At 60.7% G+C, this 18,256-nt stretch carries 16 protein-coding genes and 1 tRNA gene; 10 read left to right on the top strand and 7 right to left on the bottom strand.

The genetic code is table 11. From position 1 onward, the window contains the following. From Q0864_RS12525 to tldD, 5 genes are all read right to left on the bottom strand, one after another. Positions 1-72: transfer RNA gene (locus tag Q0864_RS12525), tRNA-Gly, on the bottom strand. A gap of 212 nt (positions 73-284) precedes the next feature. Further along, positions 285-3,725: a pyruvate carboxylase gene (locus Q0864_RS12520; RefSeq protein ID WP_298570469.1), complete on the bottom strand. Its 3,441-nt coding sequence runs from the start codon at positions 3,723-3,725 to the stop codon at positions 285-287. 157 nt (positions 3,726-3,882) lie between these two features. Beyond that, entirely contained in the window at positions 3,883-5,082 is a 1,200-nt protein-coding gene (dprA, locus tag Q0864_RS12515) for a DNA-processing protein DprA (RefSeq protein WP_298570467.1), read from the bottom strand. Between the two features lie 43 nt (positions 5,083-5,125). Next, positions 5,126-6,064 (bottom strand): hypothetical protein, encoded by a 939-nt coding sequence (locus Q0864_RS12510; protein ID WP_298570466.1) that lies wholly within the window; start codon positions 6,062-6,064, stop codon positions 5,126-5,128. Then, entirely contained in the window at positions 6,061-7,485 is a 1,425-nt protein-coding gene (tldD, locus tag Q0864_RS12505) for a metalloprotease TldD (RefSeq protein WP_298570465.1), read from the bottom strand. Before tldD ends, Q0864_RS12510 begins: the two co-directional genes overlap by 4 nt. A gap of 207 nt (positions 7,486-7,692) precedes the next feature. Between tldD and coxB the strand changes: the two genes are divergently transcribed. The 10 genes from coxB to Q0864_RS12455 all read left to right on the top strand — a co-directional run bounded on the left by coxB (position 7,693) and on the right by Q0864_RS12455 (position 16,614). Further along, entirely contained in the window at positions 7,693-8,553 is an 861-nt protein-coding gene (gene coxB / locus Q0864_RS12500) for a cytochrome c oxidase subunit II (protein WP_298570464.1), read from the top strand. 98 nt (positions 8,554-8,651) lie between these two features. Continuing rightward, a complete protein-coding gene (gene cyoE, locus Q0864_RS12495; RefSeq protein WP_298570463.1) occupies positions 8,652-9,593 on the top strand; it encodes a heme o synthase in 942 nt (313 codons plus the stop codon). Further along, a complete protein-coding gene (locus Q0864_RS12490; RefSeq protein ID WP_298570462.1) occupies positions 9,593-9,757 on the top strand; it encodes a hypothetical protein in 165 nt (54 codons plus the stop codon). Before cyoE ends, Q0864_RS12490 begins: the two co-directional genes overlap by 1 nt. Then, positions 9,754-10,329, top strand: a complete 576-nt coding sequence (locus Q0864_RS12485) for a cytochrome c oxidase assembly protein (protein WP_298570461.1) — start codon at positions 9,754-9,756, stop codon at positions 10,327-10,329. Before Q0864_RS12490 ends, Q0864_RS12485 begins: the two co-directional genes overlap by 4 nt. Positions 10,330-10,357: 28 nt before the next feature. Continuing rightward, complete coding sequence (locus Q0864_RS12480; RefSeq protein ID WP_298570460.1) at positions 10,358-11,158, top strand: cytochrome c oxidase subunit 3; 801 nt, start codon at positions 10,358-10,360, stop codon at positions 11,156-11,158. Between the two features lie 85 nt (positions 11,159-11,243). After that, positions 11,244-11,942, top strand: a complete 699-nt coding sequence (locus tag Q0864_RS12475) for an SURF1 family protein (RefSeq protein ID WP_298570459.1) — start codon at positions 11,244-11,246, stop codon at positions 11,940-11,942. A gap of 1 nt (position 11,943) precedes the next feature. Beyond that, positions 11,944-13,329 (top strand): threonine synthase, encoded by a 1,386-nt coding sequence (gene thrC, locus Q0864_RS12470; RefSeq protein ID WP_298570458.1) that lies wholly within the window; start codon positions 11,944-11,946, stop codon positions 13,327-13,329. Between the two features lie 6 nt (positions 13,330-13,335). After that, positions 13,336-14,598, top strand: coding sequence for a pitrilysin family protein (locus tag Q0864_RS12465; RefSeq protein WP_298570457.1), 1,263 nt, complete (start codon positions 13,336-13,338; stop codon positions 14,596-14,598). Next, complete coding sequence (locus Q0864_RS12460) at positions 14,598-15,182, top strand: GNAT family protein (RefSeq protein WP_298570456.1); 585 nt, start codon at positions 14,598-14,600, stop codon at positions 15,180-15,182. Before Q0864_RS12465 ends, Q0864_RS12460 begins: the two co-directional genes overlap by 1 nt. A 19-nt stretch (positions 15,183-15,201) precedes the next feature. After that, entirely contained in the window at positions 15,202-16,614 is a 1,413-nt protein-coding gene (locus Q0864_RS12455; protein ID WP_298570455.1) for an FAD-binding oxidoreductase, read from the top strand. Between the two features lie 155 nt (positions 16,615-16,769). Here the strand turns inward: Q0864_RS12455 and Q0864_RS12450 are convergent, their stop codons facing one another. Together Q0864_RS12450 and Q0864_RS12445 are read right to left on the bottom strand one after the other, a co-directional pair. Then, positions 16,770-17,309, bottom strand: coding sequence for an adenine phosphoribosyltransferase (locus Q0864_RS12450; RefSeq protein WP_298570454.1), 540 nt, complete (start codon positions 17,307-17,309; stop codon positions 16,770-16,772). A 71-nt stretch (positions 17,310-17,380) separates the two neighbouring features. Beyond that, positions 17,381-18,250 (bottom strand): S-methyl-5'-thioadenosine phosphorylase, encoded by an 870-nt coding sequence (locus Q0864_RS12445; protein ID WP_298570453.1) that lies wholly within the window; start codon positions 18,248-18,250, stop codon positions 17,381-17,383. Positions 18,251-18,256 lie beyond the last annotated feature (6 nt).

The following is an 18,256-nucleotide window of genomic DNA, read 5'->3' as shown; positions in this document are numbered from 1 at the left end:
AGCGGGCGAGGCGATTCGAACGCCCGACCCTAACCTTGGCAAGGTTATGCTCTACCCCTGAGCTACGCCCGCATCCTTCGGTGAGCCGTGAGATATGAAATACGACGCGAGGCTGCAAGGGGAAAATCGCGAAAACCGTGGTTTTTTGCAGAATGGCGGCGGCCGGTGGCGGATTTAACATGCAAAGGCGATGGGTGCTCTGTCCCAGTGGGCGCCGGGGCGGGCGAAGGAAACCGACGGCCGGGCGCGCCGGCCGCCGGGTTGGGGCTGCATGTGCGATCTTTTTACTCCAGCTCGACCATCAGGTCCTTCGCGTCGATCTGGCCACCAACCTGCACATGCACGGCCTTGACCTCTGCATCACGCTCGGCATGAATGCCGGTTTCCATTTTCATCGCCTCGATGGTCAGCAGAAGATCGCCCGCCTGCACCTTTTGTCCGGCACTCACGGCAACCGATGCGACGACGCCCGGCATTGGCGCACCGATGTGGTCCTGATTGCCGTCTTCTGCCTTCGGGCGACGCACCGTCGAGGCCTTTATCAGGCGGTTGGGCACACGGATGACGCGCGGCTGACCGTTGAGTTCGAAGAACACCTTCACCTCGCCGTCCTCGTTGGTCTCGCCGACCGTTTGCAACCGGATTTCAAGCGTCTTGCCGGGATCAATTTCGGCGGTGATCTCTTCCCCCGGCTCCATGCCGTAAAAGAAGGTCTTGGTGGGCAGGGTGCGCACCGGGCCGTATTGGCGGTGGCGGCCCATATAGTCGAGAAACACCTTGGGATACATGAGGTATCCGTTCAGGTCCTCGTCATCGACGGTGAAGCCGTCCAGTTCTTGCGACAGGGCCGACCGGGTGGCCTCTAGGTCCACAGAGTCCAGATGCTTGCCGGGCCGTTCAAGGTTCGGCTTTTCGTCTTTCAGGACCCGCTTGATGATCTTTTCGGGGAATCCGCCGGGGGGTTGCCCCAAATTGCCCCGCATCATGTCGACGACACTTTCGGGAAAAGCGACGTCGGTGGTTGGGTCCTCAACATCGGCACGTGTCAAACCCTGACTGACCATCATCAACGCCATATCGCCCACGACTTTCGAGGACGGAGTGACCTTTACGATGTCGCCGAACATCTGGTTCACATCGGCATAGGTCTGCGCAACCTCGTGCCAGCGTTCCTCAAGCCCCAGCGACCGGGCCTGCGCTTTCAGATTGGTGAATTGCCCGCCGGGCATCTCGTGCAGATAGACCTCGGATGCGGGCGCCTCAAGCCCGCTTTCAAACGCCGCATATTGCGCGCGCACACCTTCCCAATAGGCGGAAATCTCGCGGATGGCGCCCGCGTCCAGCCCGGTGTCGCGATCCGTGTTGCGTAAGGCTTCGACCACCGAACCCAGACAGGCTTGCGAGGTGCCGCCTGAAAACGCGTCAATGGCAGCGTCGACGGCGTCCACGCCGGCGTCGGAGGCTGCAAGAATGGTTGCGCCGGCAATCCCCGACGTGTCGTGGGTGTGAAAATGGATCGGCAGACCGACCTCGTCCTTGAGCGCGCCAATCAAGGCCCGCGCCGCGGCGGGTTTCAAAAGCCCCGCCATGTCTTTCAGACCCAAAACATGCGCCCCGGCGGCTTCCAGATCTTTCGCCATGCCGACGTAGTATTTCAGATCATATTTGGCCCGGTTCGGGTCCTGTATGTCGCCAGTGTAGCAGATCGAGCCTTCACAGACCTTGTCCGACTCGATCACCGCATCCATCGCGACGCGCATGTTTTCCACCCAGTTGAGGCTGTCGAACACGCGAAACACATCCACGCCCGTCAGCGCGGCTTGCCGCACGAACGCCTGAACCACGTTGTCGGGATAGTTCGTGTAGCCCACCCCGTTCGAGGCCCTGAGCAGCATCTGCGTCATCACATTGGGCATCGCCTGCCTGAGATCGCGCAGCCGCTGCCAGGGACATTCCTGCAAGAAACGATACGCCACATCGAACGTGGCCCCGCCCCAGCATTCAACCGAAAAGAGGCCCGGCAGGTTCGCCGCATAGGCCGGCGCAGCCTTGATCATGTCGATCGAGCGCATGCGTGTCGCCAGCAGCGACTGGTGCCCGTCTCGCATTGCGGTGTCGGTGATCAAAAGCCTCTTTTGCTCTTTCATCCAGTCCGCCACCGCTTTCGGCCCCTTGCTTTCCAAGAGGTTCCGGGTGCCGGGCGCTGGTTCGCCATGAGGCTTCGGGGGCTTGGGAATCTTCAGCCCTGCCGCAGGCTTGGCCCGGCCTTGTGTCTCGGGGTGGCCATTAACTGTGATGTCAGCGATATAAATCAGCACCTTGGTGCCGCGATCACGGCGCTTCTTGAAATCGAACAACGCAGGCGTTTCGTCGATGAACCGGGTTGAATACTGGTTCGACAGAAAGGTCGGGTGCTTCAGCAGGTTCTCGACAAAGGCGATGTTCGTCGCGACCCCCCGGATCCGGAATTCACGCAGCGCGCGATCCATGCGCGCGATCGCCTTTTCCGGTGTCGGGGCCCACGCGGTAACTTTGGTCAGAAGGCTGTCGTAATACCGCGTGATCACCCCGCCGGAATAGGCGGTGCCACCGTCCAGCCGAATACCCATGCCCGTGGCGGACCGATACGCGGTGATGCGGCCATAGTCGGGGATAAAGTTGTTCAGCGGGTCCTCGGTTGTGATCCGGGTTTGCAGGGCGTGCCCGTTCAGGCGGATGTCGGATTGGCTGTCCTTGCCGGTTGCCTCGGCAATTGACTTGCCTTCGGCAATCAGGATCTGCGCCTGCACGATGTCGATACCTGTCACTTCTTCCGTGACGGTGTGTTCGACTTGCACACGAGGATTGACCTCGATGAAATAGAATTTGTCGGTGTCCATATCCATCAGGAACTCGACGGTGCCGGCGCATTCGTATTTCACATGCGCGCAAATTTTGCGGCCAAGGTCGCACAATTCTTCGCGCTGGGCGTCGGTCAGATAGGGGGCGGGCGCACGTTCGACGACTTTTTGATTGCGGCGCTGGACCGAGCAATCGCGTTCGTAAAGGTGATAGATGTCGCCGTGACTGTCGCCAAGGATTTGCACTTCGACATGGCGGGCGCGGGTGATCATCTTTTCCAGATAGCCTTCGCCATTGCCGAATGCGGCTTCGGCCTCGCGGCGACCTTCCAGAACCTTGTCTTCGACCTCGTCTTCGGAATGGATGGGGCGCATTCCGCGACCACCGCCACCCCAACTGGCCTTGAGCATCAGGGGATAGCCGATCTTGGCGGCTTGCGCGCGCACCTTGTCCATGTCGTCGCCAAGAACCTCGGTGGCGGGGATCACCGGCACGCCGGCGTCGATCGCGACCTTCCGAGCAGAGGCCTTGTCCCCCAGCGCACGCATTGTGGTGGCCTTGGGGCCAATGAATGTGATGCCATTCGCCGCGCACGCGTCGACGAAATCGGGATTTTCAGACAGGAGGCCATAGCCGGGATGGATCGCATCCGCACCGCAAGCCTTGGCGACGCGAATGATTTCGTCGATCGACAGGTAGGCCGCGACGGGTCCCAGCCCCTCGCCAATGCGGTAAGCCTCGTCAGCTTTGAAGCGGTGGAGGCCCAGCTTGTCCTCCTCGGCATAGATGGCAACGGTGCGTTTGCCCATTTCGTTTGCCGCACGCAGAATGCGGATTGCGATTTCACCGCGATTGGCGACCAAAATTTTCTGAAAATCCTGCATCTTGCGTTCCTCCCGTCGGGCCTAAGAGTTCGATTTTTTACCGAATTGGTAGGCTGTGCCGCGTTGCAGCGCAATAGGGCTGGTAAGGATTTAGCAAGGTTTTTGTGCAAATTGGTAAAATAAACTTACCAATAGGGCGGGGGTTCTTCCGTTGCGCTCAGGTCGACTTTGACAAAAGCCCGCCGGGTTGACGTATGATTCGCCCCTCAAGCTCAAGTGACACGATCTCGGGCAGGATATCGGCTGAGACCGCGCCGGATTGGGTTCCCATGTCCCGGATCAGTTGATCCTCGGCCAGCGGACTCGGACCAAGGCGGTCAAGGATCTGGCGGTGGAGGGCGGCTGTTTGGGCAAGGCTGCGCGCCGCACGCGGGGCTGGTGGAGGAATGTCCACACCTGCGACGGGCGATGATGCCGCAGCGCGATCCTGCCGGGAAGGTGCGTCAGTTGGCGCCCGCGCCGCAGGGCCGATCGCCTCGATCACGTCCGCGGCACCGCGCACCAGCGCCGCACCATCGCGGATCAGGAAATTGCACCCCGAGGCGCGCGCATCAAATGGGTGACCAGGCACGGCCAGCACATCGCGCCCCTGATCCAACGCATTCCGCGCGGTCAAAAGCGATCCGGACTTGGCTGCAGCTTCGACAACCACAACGGCACGGGCAAGGCCGGAAATCAAACGGTTGCGTCGTGGAAAGTGTCGGGCCTGAGGGGACAGACCCAAGGGCTGTTCGGACAGGCGCACACCTTTGCGTGCGATCTCTTCGCCCAAAACGGTATTGTCCTTGGGATAGATCACGTCGACGCCCCCGGCCAGAACAGCAACCGTCTTGCCTTTCTCCAGCGCGACTTCGTGGGCCACGGTGTCGATGCCCCGCGCCAGTCCGGAGACCACGGTAAACCCGGCCTCGCTGAGGTCGGCGGCCAGCCGTCGCGCCATGCGCGTGCCAACCGAGGACGCGTTACGTGCACCGATCAGGGCGATCATCGGACTGTGCAGCAGCGCCACATCGCCAATGGCCCAGAAGAAGGGGGGCGGGTCTGGAATTTCGGACAAAAGTTCGGGGTAGTCGGGGGTCCCCCAAGCCACCATGCGGGCGCCGGCAAAGCGGGCGCGCCGATGTTCATCTTCGGCAACTTCAAACGGGCAGGCGGCATAGCCCTTGACGCCCGCTTGCCGTGCCACGTCGGGCAAGGCGTCCAGTGCTGCCTTGGCGGACCCGTGTTCGTCCAGCAGCCGAAAGAACGTTGCGACACCCACGCGGCGGGATCGCAAAAGCCGGATCCAGTCCAGTTCATCTTCCTCTGACTGGGGTGAGGGGGTGGGGTTTAAGGAAGGGAGTATGTCCGCTGTCATGGCTGATTCCGTCTTTTGCGAATTAACCATGCGGCGCGATTGGTTAACGGGAGGTGAATACGCGCCAGACGGACCAAAAATAAACGAGCGCACCGACAATCATGGCCATACCCGCAACATCTTCGGTTGGGACATGCCAACCGTTTGTCCATAATAGCCAATAGGTTAAGCCTGCCGCCGTTGGTGCCAGCAATGCAACCGAATAGGTCGACAAAGGCAAGGGGCCATAGGGAAGGCGCCAGCCCTCTGTGCTTTGGGCCTCTGATTTTCGGATCAGCACCCACAGGGTTGCGCCTGCGATCAGCAAAATTCCGGCTGAGAAAGGCAATCCCGGCACCGCCATCAACAACGCGAGGGCGACGGTGCCGACACCGATACCCCATTTCTCTGCCCGCAGAACCGACCAAGGGCCGCCACGATCCAACAAGATCATGCCAGCAAGCCAGATGGCGCCACTGATGGAGGTGAAAAACACGAACTCAAAGGGAGTAAGCCTGTGCAGTTCGGGGTCGCCCCACGTCCATGTCGCCCACAGCCCCCACCCCACGCCCATGGCCGAGAACAGCACTGCCAAGGCCGCGCCGCCGCGCCGTCGCATGGCGATCCGCACGACAAACAACCCCAGCAAGACATCGATCAACGCGTGCCAGCTGACCGAGGGCCAGACCCACGAAACGGGCGGCGCTTCATGCACGATCGCGATAACCGTGCCCTCTGTCACCCAGCCAAAAAGGCACCCGGCCAGAACGATCCCAGCCAGCCCGAAACGCTCGGCATACGGGATGATCAGCAACAGCCCCCACGCAAAGAACGCGTAGTAAGCGGCCAGTTCCAGCAGCTCTACCGCTGCGATGTCGGGGTGGTTCACAAGGGCGGTGACGGTCTTCGTTGGACCTTCGTTCAGAAAGAAAAGTTCAGAGTAGAACAACAAAATCAGAGCTGCGCCCGCAATCGAAAGGAACCGGGCGCACAGGCCCGTCACGCCGCTGACCCACCTACCGTCAGCCCGCCAATCAGCAACGACGGCTGCCCCACACCCACCGGAACAGATTGCCCCGCTTTGCCACAGGTGCCGATGCCGGGGTCCATCGCCATGTCGTTGCCGATGGCGCGGATCTGCTTCATTGCTTCTGGACCGTCGCCGATCAGGGTGGCCCCTTTTACGGGCGCGCCGACCTTGCCGCCTTCGACCCGGTAAGCTTCCGTGCAGGAAAACACGAACTTGCCGTTGGTGATGTCCACCTGACCGCCCCCAAAGCCGACCGCATAGATGCCGTCTTTCAGTTCGCCCAACACCTCTTGTGGGGTGGCGGAGCCGCTTTCCATGATGGTGTTGGTCATCCGCGGCATCGGCGCGTGGGCATAGCTTTGCCGCCGACCATTGCCGGTGGGCGCGACGCCCATCAGGCGCGCGTTCTGGCGGTCCTGCATATAGCCGACCAGCACGCCATCCTCGATCAGCACCGTGCGGCCCGTGGGCGTGCCTTCGTCATCGACTGACAGCGATCCGCGCCGGTCGGGCAGGGTGCCATCATCGACGACCGTGACCCCTTTTGCGGCGACCTGCGTGCCGATCAATCCTGCAAAGGCCGAGGTGCCCTTGCGGTTGAAGTCCCCTTCCAACCCGTGCCCAACCGCTTCGTGCAGCAAGATGCCGGGCCAGCCGTTGCCAAGCACGACATCCATGACGCCAGCCGGCGCGGGAACGGCCTCTAGATTGACCAACGCGATGCGCAATGCTTCACGCGCAGCTGATTGCCAAGCAGCAGGCGCCATCAAGCCGTCAAGACCAGTGCGACCACCCCCCCCGGCTGATCCGCTTTCGCGCCGCCCGTCCTTTTCGGCAATGACCGACACATTCAGCCGCGTCATCGGGCGCGTGTCCGACACAAGGCTGCCATCGGGGCGCAGGATATGCACCTCTTGCAAGCTTGCAGCGATGGTGGCGGAAACTTGCACAACGCGAGGGTCCAGATCACGCGTAAAGGCATCAATTTCGCGCAAGACTTCGACTTTCAGGCCAAACTCTGCGTCGGCCAGCGGGTCGGCGTCGGTATAGAGCTTTTGGTTGGTGCGAGCGGGCGCCTCGGCCCAGGTGCCACCGCCGTCACCGACGGCAAGGCGGGCGGTTGCTGAGGCGCGCTGAAGGGCGGCGTCGCTGATTTCGGTGGAATGCGCATAGCCAGCCGTCTCACCGCGCACAGCGCGAAGTCCAAAGCCCTCGGAGGCGTCATAACTGGCTGTTTTCAAGCGGCCATCGTCGAAAACCAATGCTTCGGATCGCATTCGTTCCAGAAACAGCTCGCCGTCATCGGCCCCTTTGGTGACGTCGGCAAGCGTCGCTTGCGCACGATCTGCGTCCAGATGGGTTTCAAAGGGACGAAACGAAGACGTATCGGTCATTGGGGCCTCGATTTGGCAAAAAACACGGCAATTGTTGCTTAACCTGAGAAGGTTTTTCCTTGTCCACAGACTCCTAATATGGTTTCACATCAAGAAGACACAAGGGATTCCCGCGCCAGCGCACGGGAAAGGTAAGAGCAAGCGCCCACATCGCCGCCGAAAGGCTTGGCATCGAGGCCGCGCTGCACAGGGAAGAGAAAGACGAATATGAAGCGTTTCAGCAGCCTTTTCGCCACTGCGACAGCGATTTTGACCGCTGGTCAGGTCATGGCCCAGGAAAACTTGGAAATCATCGGCAAACCGGTCGATGGCGCCACAGGATTTCAGCCGTCGGTGACCAGTGTTGCACAGGCCGCGCACGGGCTTGACGCGATGATCAACTATATCATCATCGCGATCACGCTTTTCGTGACGGCGCTGCTGGTGATCGTGATTGTGCGGTTCAACCGCCGCGCGAACCCTGAGCCCGCGAAATTCACCCACAACACCCCGATCGAGATCATCTGGACACTGGTTCCCGTGGTTATTCTGGTCTTCATCGGTGCGTTCTCGTTGCCGGTTCTGTTCCAGCAGCAGGTCATCCCTAAAGGGGACGTAGTCATCAAGGCAACTGGCTATCAGTGGTATTGGGGCTACGAATACCCCGAGCATGAGTTTGGCTTCGACAGCTTCCTTCTGGCGCGTGAAGAGCTTGAAGACCACGGCTACAGCCAAAGCGAATACCTGCTGGCCACCGACACTGCCGTCGTTGTGCCGACCGGCAAAAAGGTCGTTGTTCAGGTCACCGGCGCCGACGTGATCCATTCGTGGACCATTCCTGCCTTCGGTGTGAAACAAGACGCGGTGCCCGGTCGTTTGGCCGAACTATGGTTCGAAGTCGACGAGGGCAAGGAAGGCATCTATTTCGGTCAGTGTTCCGAGCTGTGCGGCAAGGATCACGCCTATATGCCGATCACCGTGAAGGCCGTGACCCAAGCCGAATATGAAAAGTGGCTGAAGGGCGCGATCGACGAATTCGCCGACAATGCCCAGCCGACTCCGTCGGTTCAGGTCGCATCGGCTGAATGAACAGACCGGCGGGGCGGGCTTTCCGCCCTCCGCCTGCGCCGCCCCATACCGGGGCGGTCTGCACAGACCAAACACTTTAGCCAGATCGTAGTGACACTATGAGCGACGCCAGTATCCAAACCACCACCGACACCCGCGAAGCGGGGTTTGGGGACTATTTCGCGCTGCTCAAGCCGCGCGTCATGTCCCTTGTCGTATTTACGGCTTTGGTTGGTCTGCTGGTTGCACCGGTCGGGGTTCACCCGATTGTCGGGCTCGCCTCAATCCTGTTCATTGCCGTGGGTGGCGGTGCCTCGGGCGCCCTGAACATGTGGTGGGATGCCGATATCGACCGCAAAATGCGTCGCACTCAATCGCGCCCGATCCCATCGGGGAAAGTGACCGAGGGCGAGGCGTTTGCCATCGGCATGACGCTGTCTGCTATGGCCGTGGTCATGCTGGGTCTTGCAGCAAACCTTGTGGCTGCCGCTCTTCTGGCCTTTACGATCTTTTTCTACGTCGTGATCTATACCATGTGGCTGAAACGCTGGACCCCGCAGAATATCGTTATTGGCGGCGCGGCAGGGGCGTTTCCGCCGATGATTGGCTGGGCAGTGGCCACTGGTGGTGTCAGCATTGAAAGCGTGTTGATGTTTGCTCTGACTTTCGCGTGGACCCCGCCGCATTTCTGGGCGCTGGCGCTGTTCACCAAGGGTGATTATGCCAATGCGGGCGTACCGATGCTGACCGTGACGCACGGGCGCAAAGCCACTCGCGCGCATATTCTGGGATATTCTTTGGTTCTTGCGGTCGTGGCCATCGCGTTGGGCCTGACCTCTATCGGTGGACCGGTCTATATGGCCATCACGCTGATCCTGAACGGCCTGTTCATCAAGGGCGCATGGGATGTGTTCCGCCGTGATGATGCCGCCTCGGATGCGGACACCCACACAGCCGAGCGGGGGCTGTTCAAGCTGTCGCTGGCCTATCTGTTCCTGCACTACGGTGCCCTTCTGATCGAAGCCTCGCTGAAACCGTTTGGTTTGGGGGGCTGGGGCTGATGGCGATCAAGGTTGATCACGAACTGCATAAACGCCGCCTGAGCCGAAATATCGGTGTTGGCGTTGCGCTGATCCTTTTCGTCGGGCTGGTCTATGGGCTGACCGTGGCCAAGGTCAGCGACATCTACAAACCCGAACCGACCCGCGCCGAGGTCAGCCAATGACCCTGTCGCGCCCTCAAAAAACAGCCGCCAAAATGGTTGGCGTGGTGATCTTGATGGGATCGCTGTCATGGGCAGCGGTGCCGTTTTATGACTGGTTCTGCCGCGTGACCGGCTTTGGCGGTGTCACTTCGGTGGCAGCGCGCGGATCAGATGTGGTGCTGGACCAAAAGGTGCTGGTGCGGTTCGACGCCTCGAAAGAGCGCGGCATGCCGTGGGAGTTCAAACCCATGCAGCATGAAATGGAGATCCGGCTGGGCGAAACCGGGTTGGCCTTTTACGAGGCCTACAACCCGACCGACCGCCCCGTCGCCGGCACAGCCAGCTATAATGTCGCGCCGTTTTCGGCTGGCGGCTATTTCACCAAGATCGACTGCTTCTGCTTTGAACAGCAGGTGCTGCAACCGGGTGAACGCGTGACCATGCCGGTCACCTTCTATGTTGACCCCGAGATCCTTGATGATCGCGAAGCACAATACGTGAAGGCAATCACCTTGTCCTACACGTTCCACGAAACAGATCTGCCGGAAGAGGTCGCACAGCTTGCGCCCCCGATCGTGGCAGGGCAAAACTGACGACCAGAAGAACAGGGACGAAACGCTCATGGCACATGCAAAAAACCACGATTATCACATTCTGCCCCCGTCGGTTAATCCGTTCCTTGGGGCAGTGTTTGGCTTCATCATGCTGTTCGGCGCGGTGCAGTGGATGGCAAATGATATGCCTTGGATATTTGTCATCGGCCTGGTCGGTGTGCTGTATGTCATGTACGCTTGGTGGGCGGACGTGGTCCATGAAGGCCAGACCGGCGACCACACTGCTGTGGTGAAAATCGGTCTGCGCTATGGCGTCATCCTGTTCATCATGTCCGAAGTCATGTTCTTCGTGGCATGGTTTTGGAGCTTCTTCAAACACGCGCTCTACCCGATGACCGAAGGGTCGCCTGCGATTGATGGCGTCTGGCCCCCTGCTGGCATCGAAACCTTTGATCCTTGGCACTTGCCGCTGATCAACACGCTGATCTTGCTTTTGTCCGGTGCGGCCGTGACATGGGCGCACCACGCGATTGCGCATGAAAACAACCGCAAGGATCTGGTGACAGGGCTGGCGCTGGCGGTGCTGCTTGGTGCGATCTTCACCGTCTTCCAAGCCTACGAATACAGCCACGCCGCCTTCGATTTCGCAGGCAACATCTATGGCGTGAATTTCTTCATGGCGACGGGCTTTCACGGCTTCCACGTGATCGTCGGCACGATCTTCCTGTTTGTCTGCCTGATGCGCGCGATGCAGGGCCACTTTACACCCGAAAGCCATGTCGGGTTTGAAGCCGCCGCTTGGTATTGGCACTTTGTGGACGTTGTGTGGCTGTTCCTGTTCGCCGCCGTCTACATCTGGGGCGGTTGAACCTGACCGGCAAAACACCCTATTCAGGGGCGCGGGGGGGAACTCTCGCGCCCCTTTCGCGTTCTTGACCTGCGGGATCTGATCCATGCGCATTCGACTGATAGTGACGGCAGTGCTCAGTATCCTTGTCCTGGCAGTGTTTGTCGGGCTGGGGAATTGGCAACTTGACCGGCTGGCCTGGAAAGAGGCCGTCCTGGCGCAGATCGAAGCGCAGATCAGCGCCCCGCCCGTGCCATTACCGGAAGACCCGGACCCCATCCGGGACAAATACCTGCCCGTCATCGTCAGGGGCAATGTGAACCCTGAAGAGCTGCATGTCCTTGTCAGTTCACGCGACTACGGTGCCGGGTTCCGCATCATCCAGCCCTTTACCCTTGCGAAGACCGGCCAGCGGATCATGATCGACCGGGGCTTCGTGCCAGTAGGCGACAAGCTCAAACTGCGCTCGGGTGGCGACATGACCGTGACCGGCAATCTGCACTGGCCTGACGAACGCGATGATTACACGCCTGCGAATGATGCGGCCAAGAACTATTGGTATGCGCGCGAGGTCGAGGTGTTGGCCGAGGCGTTGGACACCGACCCGATATTGGTTGTTGCAGCATCGTCAACCGATCCCGACATCCTGCCCATGCGTGTGACCACCGAAGGCATTCCCAACGACCATTTGGAATACGCGATGACGTGGTTTTTGATGGCCGCGACATGGGTGATGATGACAGGCTTTGCGCTTTGGCGTATGAAGCGGCGAACACGTGACACTCGCACCCCAAGGAACAACTGAAATGCGCTATATCTCTACCCGTGGTGACGCCCCGGACCTCGGCTTTGAAGATGCCATGCTGACGGGTCTTGCCCGCGACGGCGGCCTTTACGTGCCCGAGACCGTGCCAACCATGAGCGCAGGCGACATCGCCGCCTTGGCCGGGTTGCCGTATGAAGAGGTCGCGTTTCGCGTGATGCGCCCCTTTGTGGGCGACACGTTCACGGACGCGGAATTCACCGACATCATCGCCAAGGCCTATGCTGGCTTCAATCACGATGCGCGCGCGCCATTGGTGCAATTGGGGCCGAACCACTTCTTGCTGGAACTGTTCCACGGCCCCACGCTGGCGTTCAAAGACTTCGCGATGCAGCTGATTGGCCAGCTGTTCCAAGTGGCGCTGAGCCGCCGGGGCGAGAAGGTTACCATCGTCGGTGCGACCTCGGGCGATACCGGGTCGGCGGCCATTGAGGCGTTCAAGGGGCTGGATGCGGTCGATGTGTTCATCCTGTTCCCACATGGCCGCGTCTCGGACGTGCAGCGCCGTCAGATGACCACGCCGACCGAGGCCAACGTCCACGCGCTGGCCATGGATGGTGATTTCGACGATTGCCAAGCCCGCCTGAAAGACATGTTCAACGATTTCGAGTTTCGCGATGCGGTGAAACTGGCCGGCGTGAACTCGATCAACTGGGCGCGGGTGCTGGCGCAGGTTGTGTATTACTTCACCTCGGCCGTTGCCTTGGGTGCGCCGCACCGCAAGGTCAGCTTTACGGTCCCCACCGGCAATTTCGGGGATATCTTTGCAGGCTATATCGCAAAGAAGATGGGTCTGCCCATTGACCAACTGGTGATCGCCACCAATCAAAATGACATTCTACACCGCACGATGGAAACGGGCGCCTATACCAAGGCGGGGGTCACGCCCTCGATCAGCCCGTCGATGGACATTCAGGTGTCGTCGAATTTTGAGCGCGTGCTGTTTGACGCCTATGGGCGCGACGGCAAAGTGGTCGCGGACCAGATGGCAGACCTGTCAAACGGCGGTTTCAAAATCAGCCAAGGCGCGATGGAGTTTCTGCGCGAAACGTTTGACAGCGGTCGTGCGTCCGAGGACGAAACCACGGCGCAGATCAAAGCATCGTTCGCGCGCACGGGCGAAGTTCTGTGCCCGCATTCCGCCGTTGGCGTCAAGGTGGCCGAGGCGCATTTGGCCGATTGCCCAATGATCACGCTGGCCACCGCGCATCCGGCGAAATTCCCCGCGGCGGTCAAAGATGCCTGCGGTCAGGACGCGCCGCTGCCCCCCCGCATGTCCGGTCTGTTTGACCGCGATGAACGGGTGACACGCGTCGCCAACGATTTGGGCGCGCTGGAAGCTTTGATCCGTGAACGGACGGGACGGTAACGCCACATGACTGTGAAACTGGACAGATTGCCGAATGGCGTGCGCGTGGTGACCGAAGCGATGCCGGGGCTGGAAAGCGCCTCGATCGGGGTGTGGGTGACGGCAGGGGGGCGCCACGAGACGCCCGCCCAGAACGGCATCGCACATTTCCTTGAACACATGGCCTTCAAAGGCACCCAAAAACGCTCAGCCCTTGAGATTGCCGAGGCGATCGAGGATGTCGGCGGCTATATCAACGCCTATACCTCGCGCGAGGTGACGGCCTACTATGTGCGCGTCCTGAAGAACAACGTGGCGCTGGCGCTGGACGTAATCTCGGACATCGTTTTGAACCCGGTGTTCGATGAAAACGAGATCGAGATCGAACGCGGTGTAATCTTGCAGGAAATCGGCCAAGCGCTGGATACGCCCGACGATGTGGTGTTTGACTGGCTGCAAGAGGTCGCGTTTCCCGATCAACCCATGGGGCGGACCATTCTTGGCCCGGCGGAACGGGTGCAATCGTTCGCCCGCGGTGATCTGTCCTCTTTTGTGGATCAGCATTATGGCCCGGATCAGTTGATCCTGTCGGCTGCTGGGGCGGTCGATCACGACCAAATCCTGCGTTTGGCCGAAGCCGCGTTTGGGCATCTGCGCCCAAGCAAGTCGCGCGCGATAGATGGTGCGCGTTGGTCCAGCGGCGAACGGATCGAATTGCGCAATGGGCTGGAGCAGGTCCATTTCACCTTGGGCCTGCAAGCCCCCAGCTATCGCGACGATGCGTTTTATGCGGCGCAGCTTTACAGCTCCGCCTTGGGCGGCGGCATGTCCTCGCGTCTGTTTCAGGAGGTGCGTGAAAAGCGCGGGCTGTGTTATTCGATCTTTTCGCAGCTTGGCGCCTATGACGACACCGGGATGATGACGATTTATGCGGGCACCTCTGCCGACGACATTGCCGACCTGTCCTGCCTGTGCATCGACGAGATGAAACGCGCGGCCACCGATATCACCAACCGTGAATTGGAACGCGCGCGCATCCAGATGAAAGCGGGACTGCTGATGGGGTTGGAAAGCCCCTCGGCGCGGGCAGAACGGATGGCGCGGTTGGTTGCCATCTGGGACCGCGTGCCGTCAGTCAACGAAACCGTGGCAAAGATTGATGCGGTGACGCTTGCCGATCTGCATGGGTTCGGGGCCAGCCTGATGGAAGGCGATATGGCCATGGCCGTCTATGGCCCGGCTGAACAAGCGTTGCGCCTAGAGGCGTTGCAAGACAGGCGTGCGGCGTAATGCTGGGCCGTCCGAAGAAGGTTCGGATCGAAACCGACCGGCTGACGCTGCGCCCCCCGGTCCATAGCGACTATCGCGCCTGGGCTGCATTGCGCACCGCCAGCCGCGCGTTTCTGACCCCGTGGGAGCCCACATGGGCCACCGACCACCTGAGCCGCAAAAGCTTCACCAACCGGGTTTACTGGGCCAACAGATCCGTCGTCGGCGGAACGGCGTTGCCCTTGTTCATGATCCGACGGGCGGACAAAGCCTTGGTCGGGGCAATCACCTTGGACCATATTCGCCGCGGACCGGCCCAAGCGGGTACAACCGGGTATTGGGTGGGGGAACGCTTTGCGCGTCAGGGCTACATGCGAGAAGGGCTCGAGGCGATGGTGCACTACGCCTTCACCGAGCTTGACCTGTCACGGCTCGAAGCAGGGTGCCTGCCGGAAAATGCCGCCTCGCGCGGGGTGCTTGAAAAGGTCGGTTACAAATACGAAGGCGTGGCGCAAAGCTATCTGCAAATCAACGGACGCTGGCGCAACCACGTGCTTTATGCCAACCTCCGGTCGGACCGGCGCGGCCGCACCCAAGCGGGTTAACGCCAGCAGTGGGGCTTTGATGGGTGAACTGAACTCTGTCGATGATGCGTTCGAAGCACGGCTGCGAGCCGCGTTGCCCGACGATGTGATTCGACCACTGACCCCAGCCTATCTTGAAGAACCGCGCGGGCTGTTTCACGGGCGCGGTGGTCTTTTGGTGGCGCCGTCCACGACCGAAGAGGTCGCGACCACGATCCGGGCCTGCGCCACAGCGCGTGTGCCAGTCGTCCCTTATGGCGGCGGCACCGGTCTGGTCGGCGGGCAGGTCATGCCCGATGCGCGCGCCGTAATCCTGAGCCTTGAGCGTCTGACCCGCATTCGGGCCGTCCACCCCAGCGAAAACGTGTTGGTTGCCGAAGCGGGTGTCGTGTTGGCCGATGTGCAAGCTGCCGCCGCAACAGCTGACAGGCTGTTTCCACTGTCACTGGCGTCCGAAGGGTCGTGCCGGATCGGAGGCTGCTTGTCGACAAATGCAGGTGGCGTCAATGTCTTGCGCTATGGCACCGCACGCGACCTGTGCCTTGGGGTCGAGGCCGTGTTGCCCGACGGATCGGTGCATCACGGACTGAAGCGCTTGCGCAAAGACAACACGGGGTTCGATTTGCGCGGCCTTCTATGCGGGGCAGAAGGCACGTTGGGGGTGATCACCGCCGCCAGCCTGCGGATGTATCCCCGCCCCGCACAAACTGGCACGGCGATGGTGTCCGTGCGTGATCCTCAAGCCGCGCTGGATCTGCTTGCCATGGCGCAGGCACAACTGGGGCAGGGGATCAGCGCGTTCGAACTGATCAAGGGCACCGGGCTGAAATTTCTGAGCGCGACGGGGTTTGGGCACAACCTGCCGTTTCAGGCGATCCCGAATTGGTCCGTTCTGATAGAGCTTGGCCTTGGTCCGTCGCAGGATCCAGAAGCCGAACTTGCCGCGCTTTTCGACACGGCGCGGTCAGCGGGGGTGGCGCAGGATGGCATCATTGCCCAAAGCATCCGGCAGCGAGACGCCCTTTGGAAGCTGCGCGAGGATATCCCATGGGCCAACAAGGCCATCGGGTCAATCAGCTCGCACGATATCTCGTTGCCTTTGTCCGCGATCCCGACGTTCTTGCAGGATGCTGACAAGGCGCTGGCAGCATTTGGTCCGGTCCGCGTGAATGCTTTTGGCCACTTGGGCGACGGCAATTTGCATTACAACGTCTTCCCACCCGAAGGGCAGACGGCAGATGATTTTGAGCCGCTGCGCCAGCGCGTGCGAGATATCGTATATGGGTTGGTTCATCAGGCCGATGGCTCGCTCAGTGCAGAGCACGGCGTCGGGCGACTGAAACCACATGAGCTGCGTCGCTACGGTGACCCGGCCCGCCTGTCGGCCATGCGCCGCATCAAGGATGCGTTGGACCCGCAGGGGATCATGAACCCGGGTGTCATATTCGAATAGCTCACCATTAGGTTGCTAAAAGCAAGCAATTAGTTGCAATTGAAAACGCCCCGCCGGGGTGAGGCGGGGCGTTGCACGATTGGTCATGCTAGCAAGCAGCGCCTGAACTCCGGTCAGGCAGGAACAGGATTAGCGAGTCGAAGTTAACGAGAGGTTCACAGCCCGTCGAATTCGCACAGAACATGGACATCCATGCCCATATCCTCGATCAGCTTGCGCCCACCCAATTCGGGCAGGTCGACGATAAAGGCGCAACCGACGATCTCGCCGCCCAACCGCTCGATCAGTTTGATACCAGCCTCGGCGGTACCGCCCGTCGCAAGCAGGTCATCGACCAACAGGATCTTCTCGCCGGGTTGGATCGCGTCGTCATGAATTTCCACCACCGCCTCGCCATATTCCAGCGTATAGGATTGTGACAGCGTGGCACCGGGCAGCTTGCCCTTCTTGCGGATCGGCACGAAGCCAAGGGTCAGTTGGTGCGCAATCGCGCCACCTAGAATGAAACCGCGCGCCTCGAGCCCGATCACCTTGTCGATCTGCATACCCGCATAGGGATGCAGCATCTGATCGACCGCCATACGAAACCCGCGCGGGTCGGCAAAAAGCGTCGTCACATCGCGAAACAGGATGCCCTCATGCGGGAAGTCGACGATGGTGCGGATATAGTCCTTGACGGTCTTGCCCTTGTTCATGGAAACGCCTTTCGCAGAAATGGTCGGATACGGTTTGGCGCAAACCAATCAGTGACGCAAGGGGCGCATCGTCACAACACCCGCCCCGCAACCGCGTCCAGCTTGGCCAAAAGCGCTGGGTCGCGTTTGTCCGGGGCCGTCATGATCGCCATGTCCAGAGCGCGGTCACACCCATGCGGGCAGGGTGCGCGGTCGGCCCCCAGAAGTCCCGGCAGACCGGCCACCATCCGGCGCGCTTTGCCCCCGTTGCCGGTCAAGGTTGCGATGACTTGCGCCACGTCAACTTCGTCATGATCGGGATGCCAGCAATCGTAGTCTGTGACCATGGCGACCGAGGCGTAGCAAAGCTCGGCTTCTCGGGCGAGCTTCGCTTCGGGCATATTCGTCATACCGATCACATGCGCACCCCACTGGTCACGATACATCCGGCTTTCGGCCAGCGTCGAAAACTGCGGGCCTTCCATCGCCAGATAAGTGCCACCCTCGTGAACCGTGACACCCGCATTGCGGGCCGTCGTCGCACAGGCCGCCGACAGGCGCGGGCAGGTGGGATGGGCAAACCCGACATGGGCCACACAGCCCGACCCGAAAAAGCTTTTCGGTCGCGCGAATGTGCGGTCAATGAATTGATCTACAATGACAAAATCGCCCGGCGCCATGTCTTCGCGGAACGACCCACAGGCCGAAACGCTGATCACATCCGTCACGCCCAAACGCTTAAGCGCGTCGATATTGGCACGATAGGGCACATCGGACGGGGCGTGCACATGACCCCGGCCGTGACGCGGCAGAAAAGCCATCTTCACACCGTCCAGCGTGCCTGTCAGAACCTGATCAGACGGGATGCCCCAAGGGCTGTCAACGCTCTGCCAGCGCGCGTCTTCCAGCCCGTCAATCTCGTAAACGCCGGATCCGCCGATGATCCCGATATGCGTGTCCATGCCAGC

The sequence above is a fragment of the uncultured Aliiroseovarius sp. genome, from assembly GCF_947497285.1.
Lineage (GTDB): Bacteria > Pseudomonadota > Alphaproteobacteria > Rhodobacterales > Rhodobacteraceae > Aliiroseovarius.
This window is presented reverse-complemented; position numbering and strand designations above follow the sequence as displayed.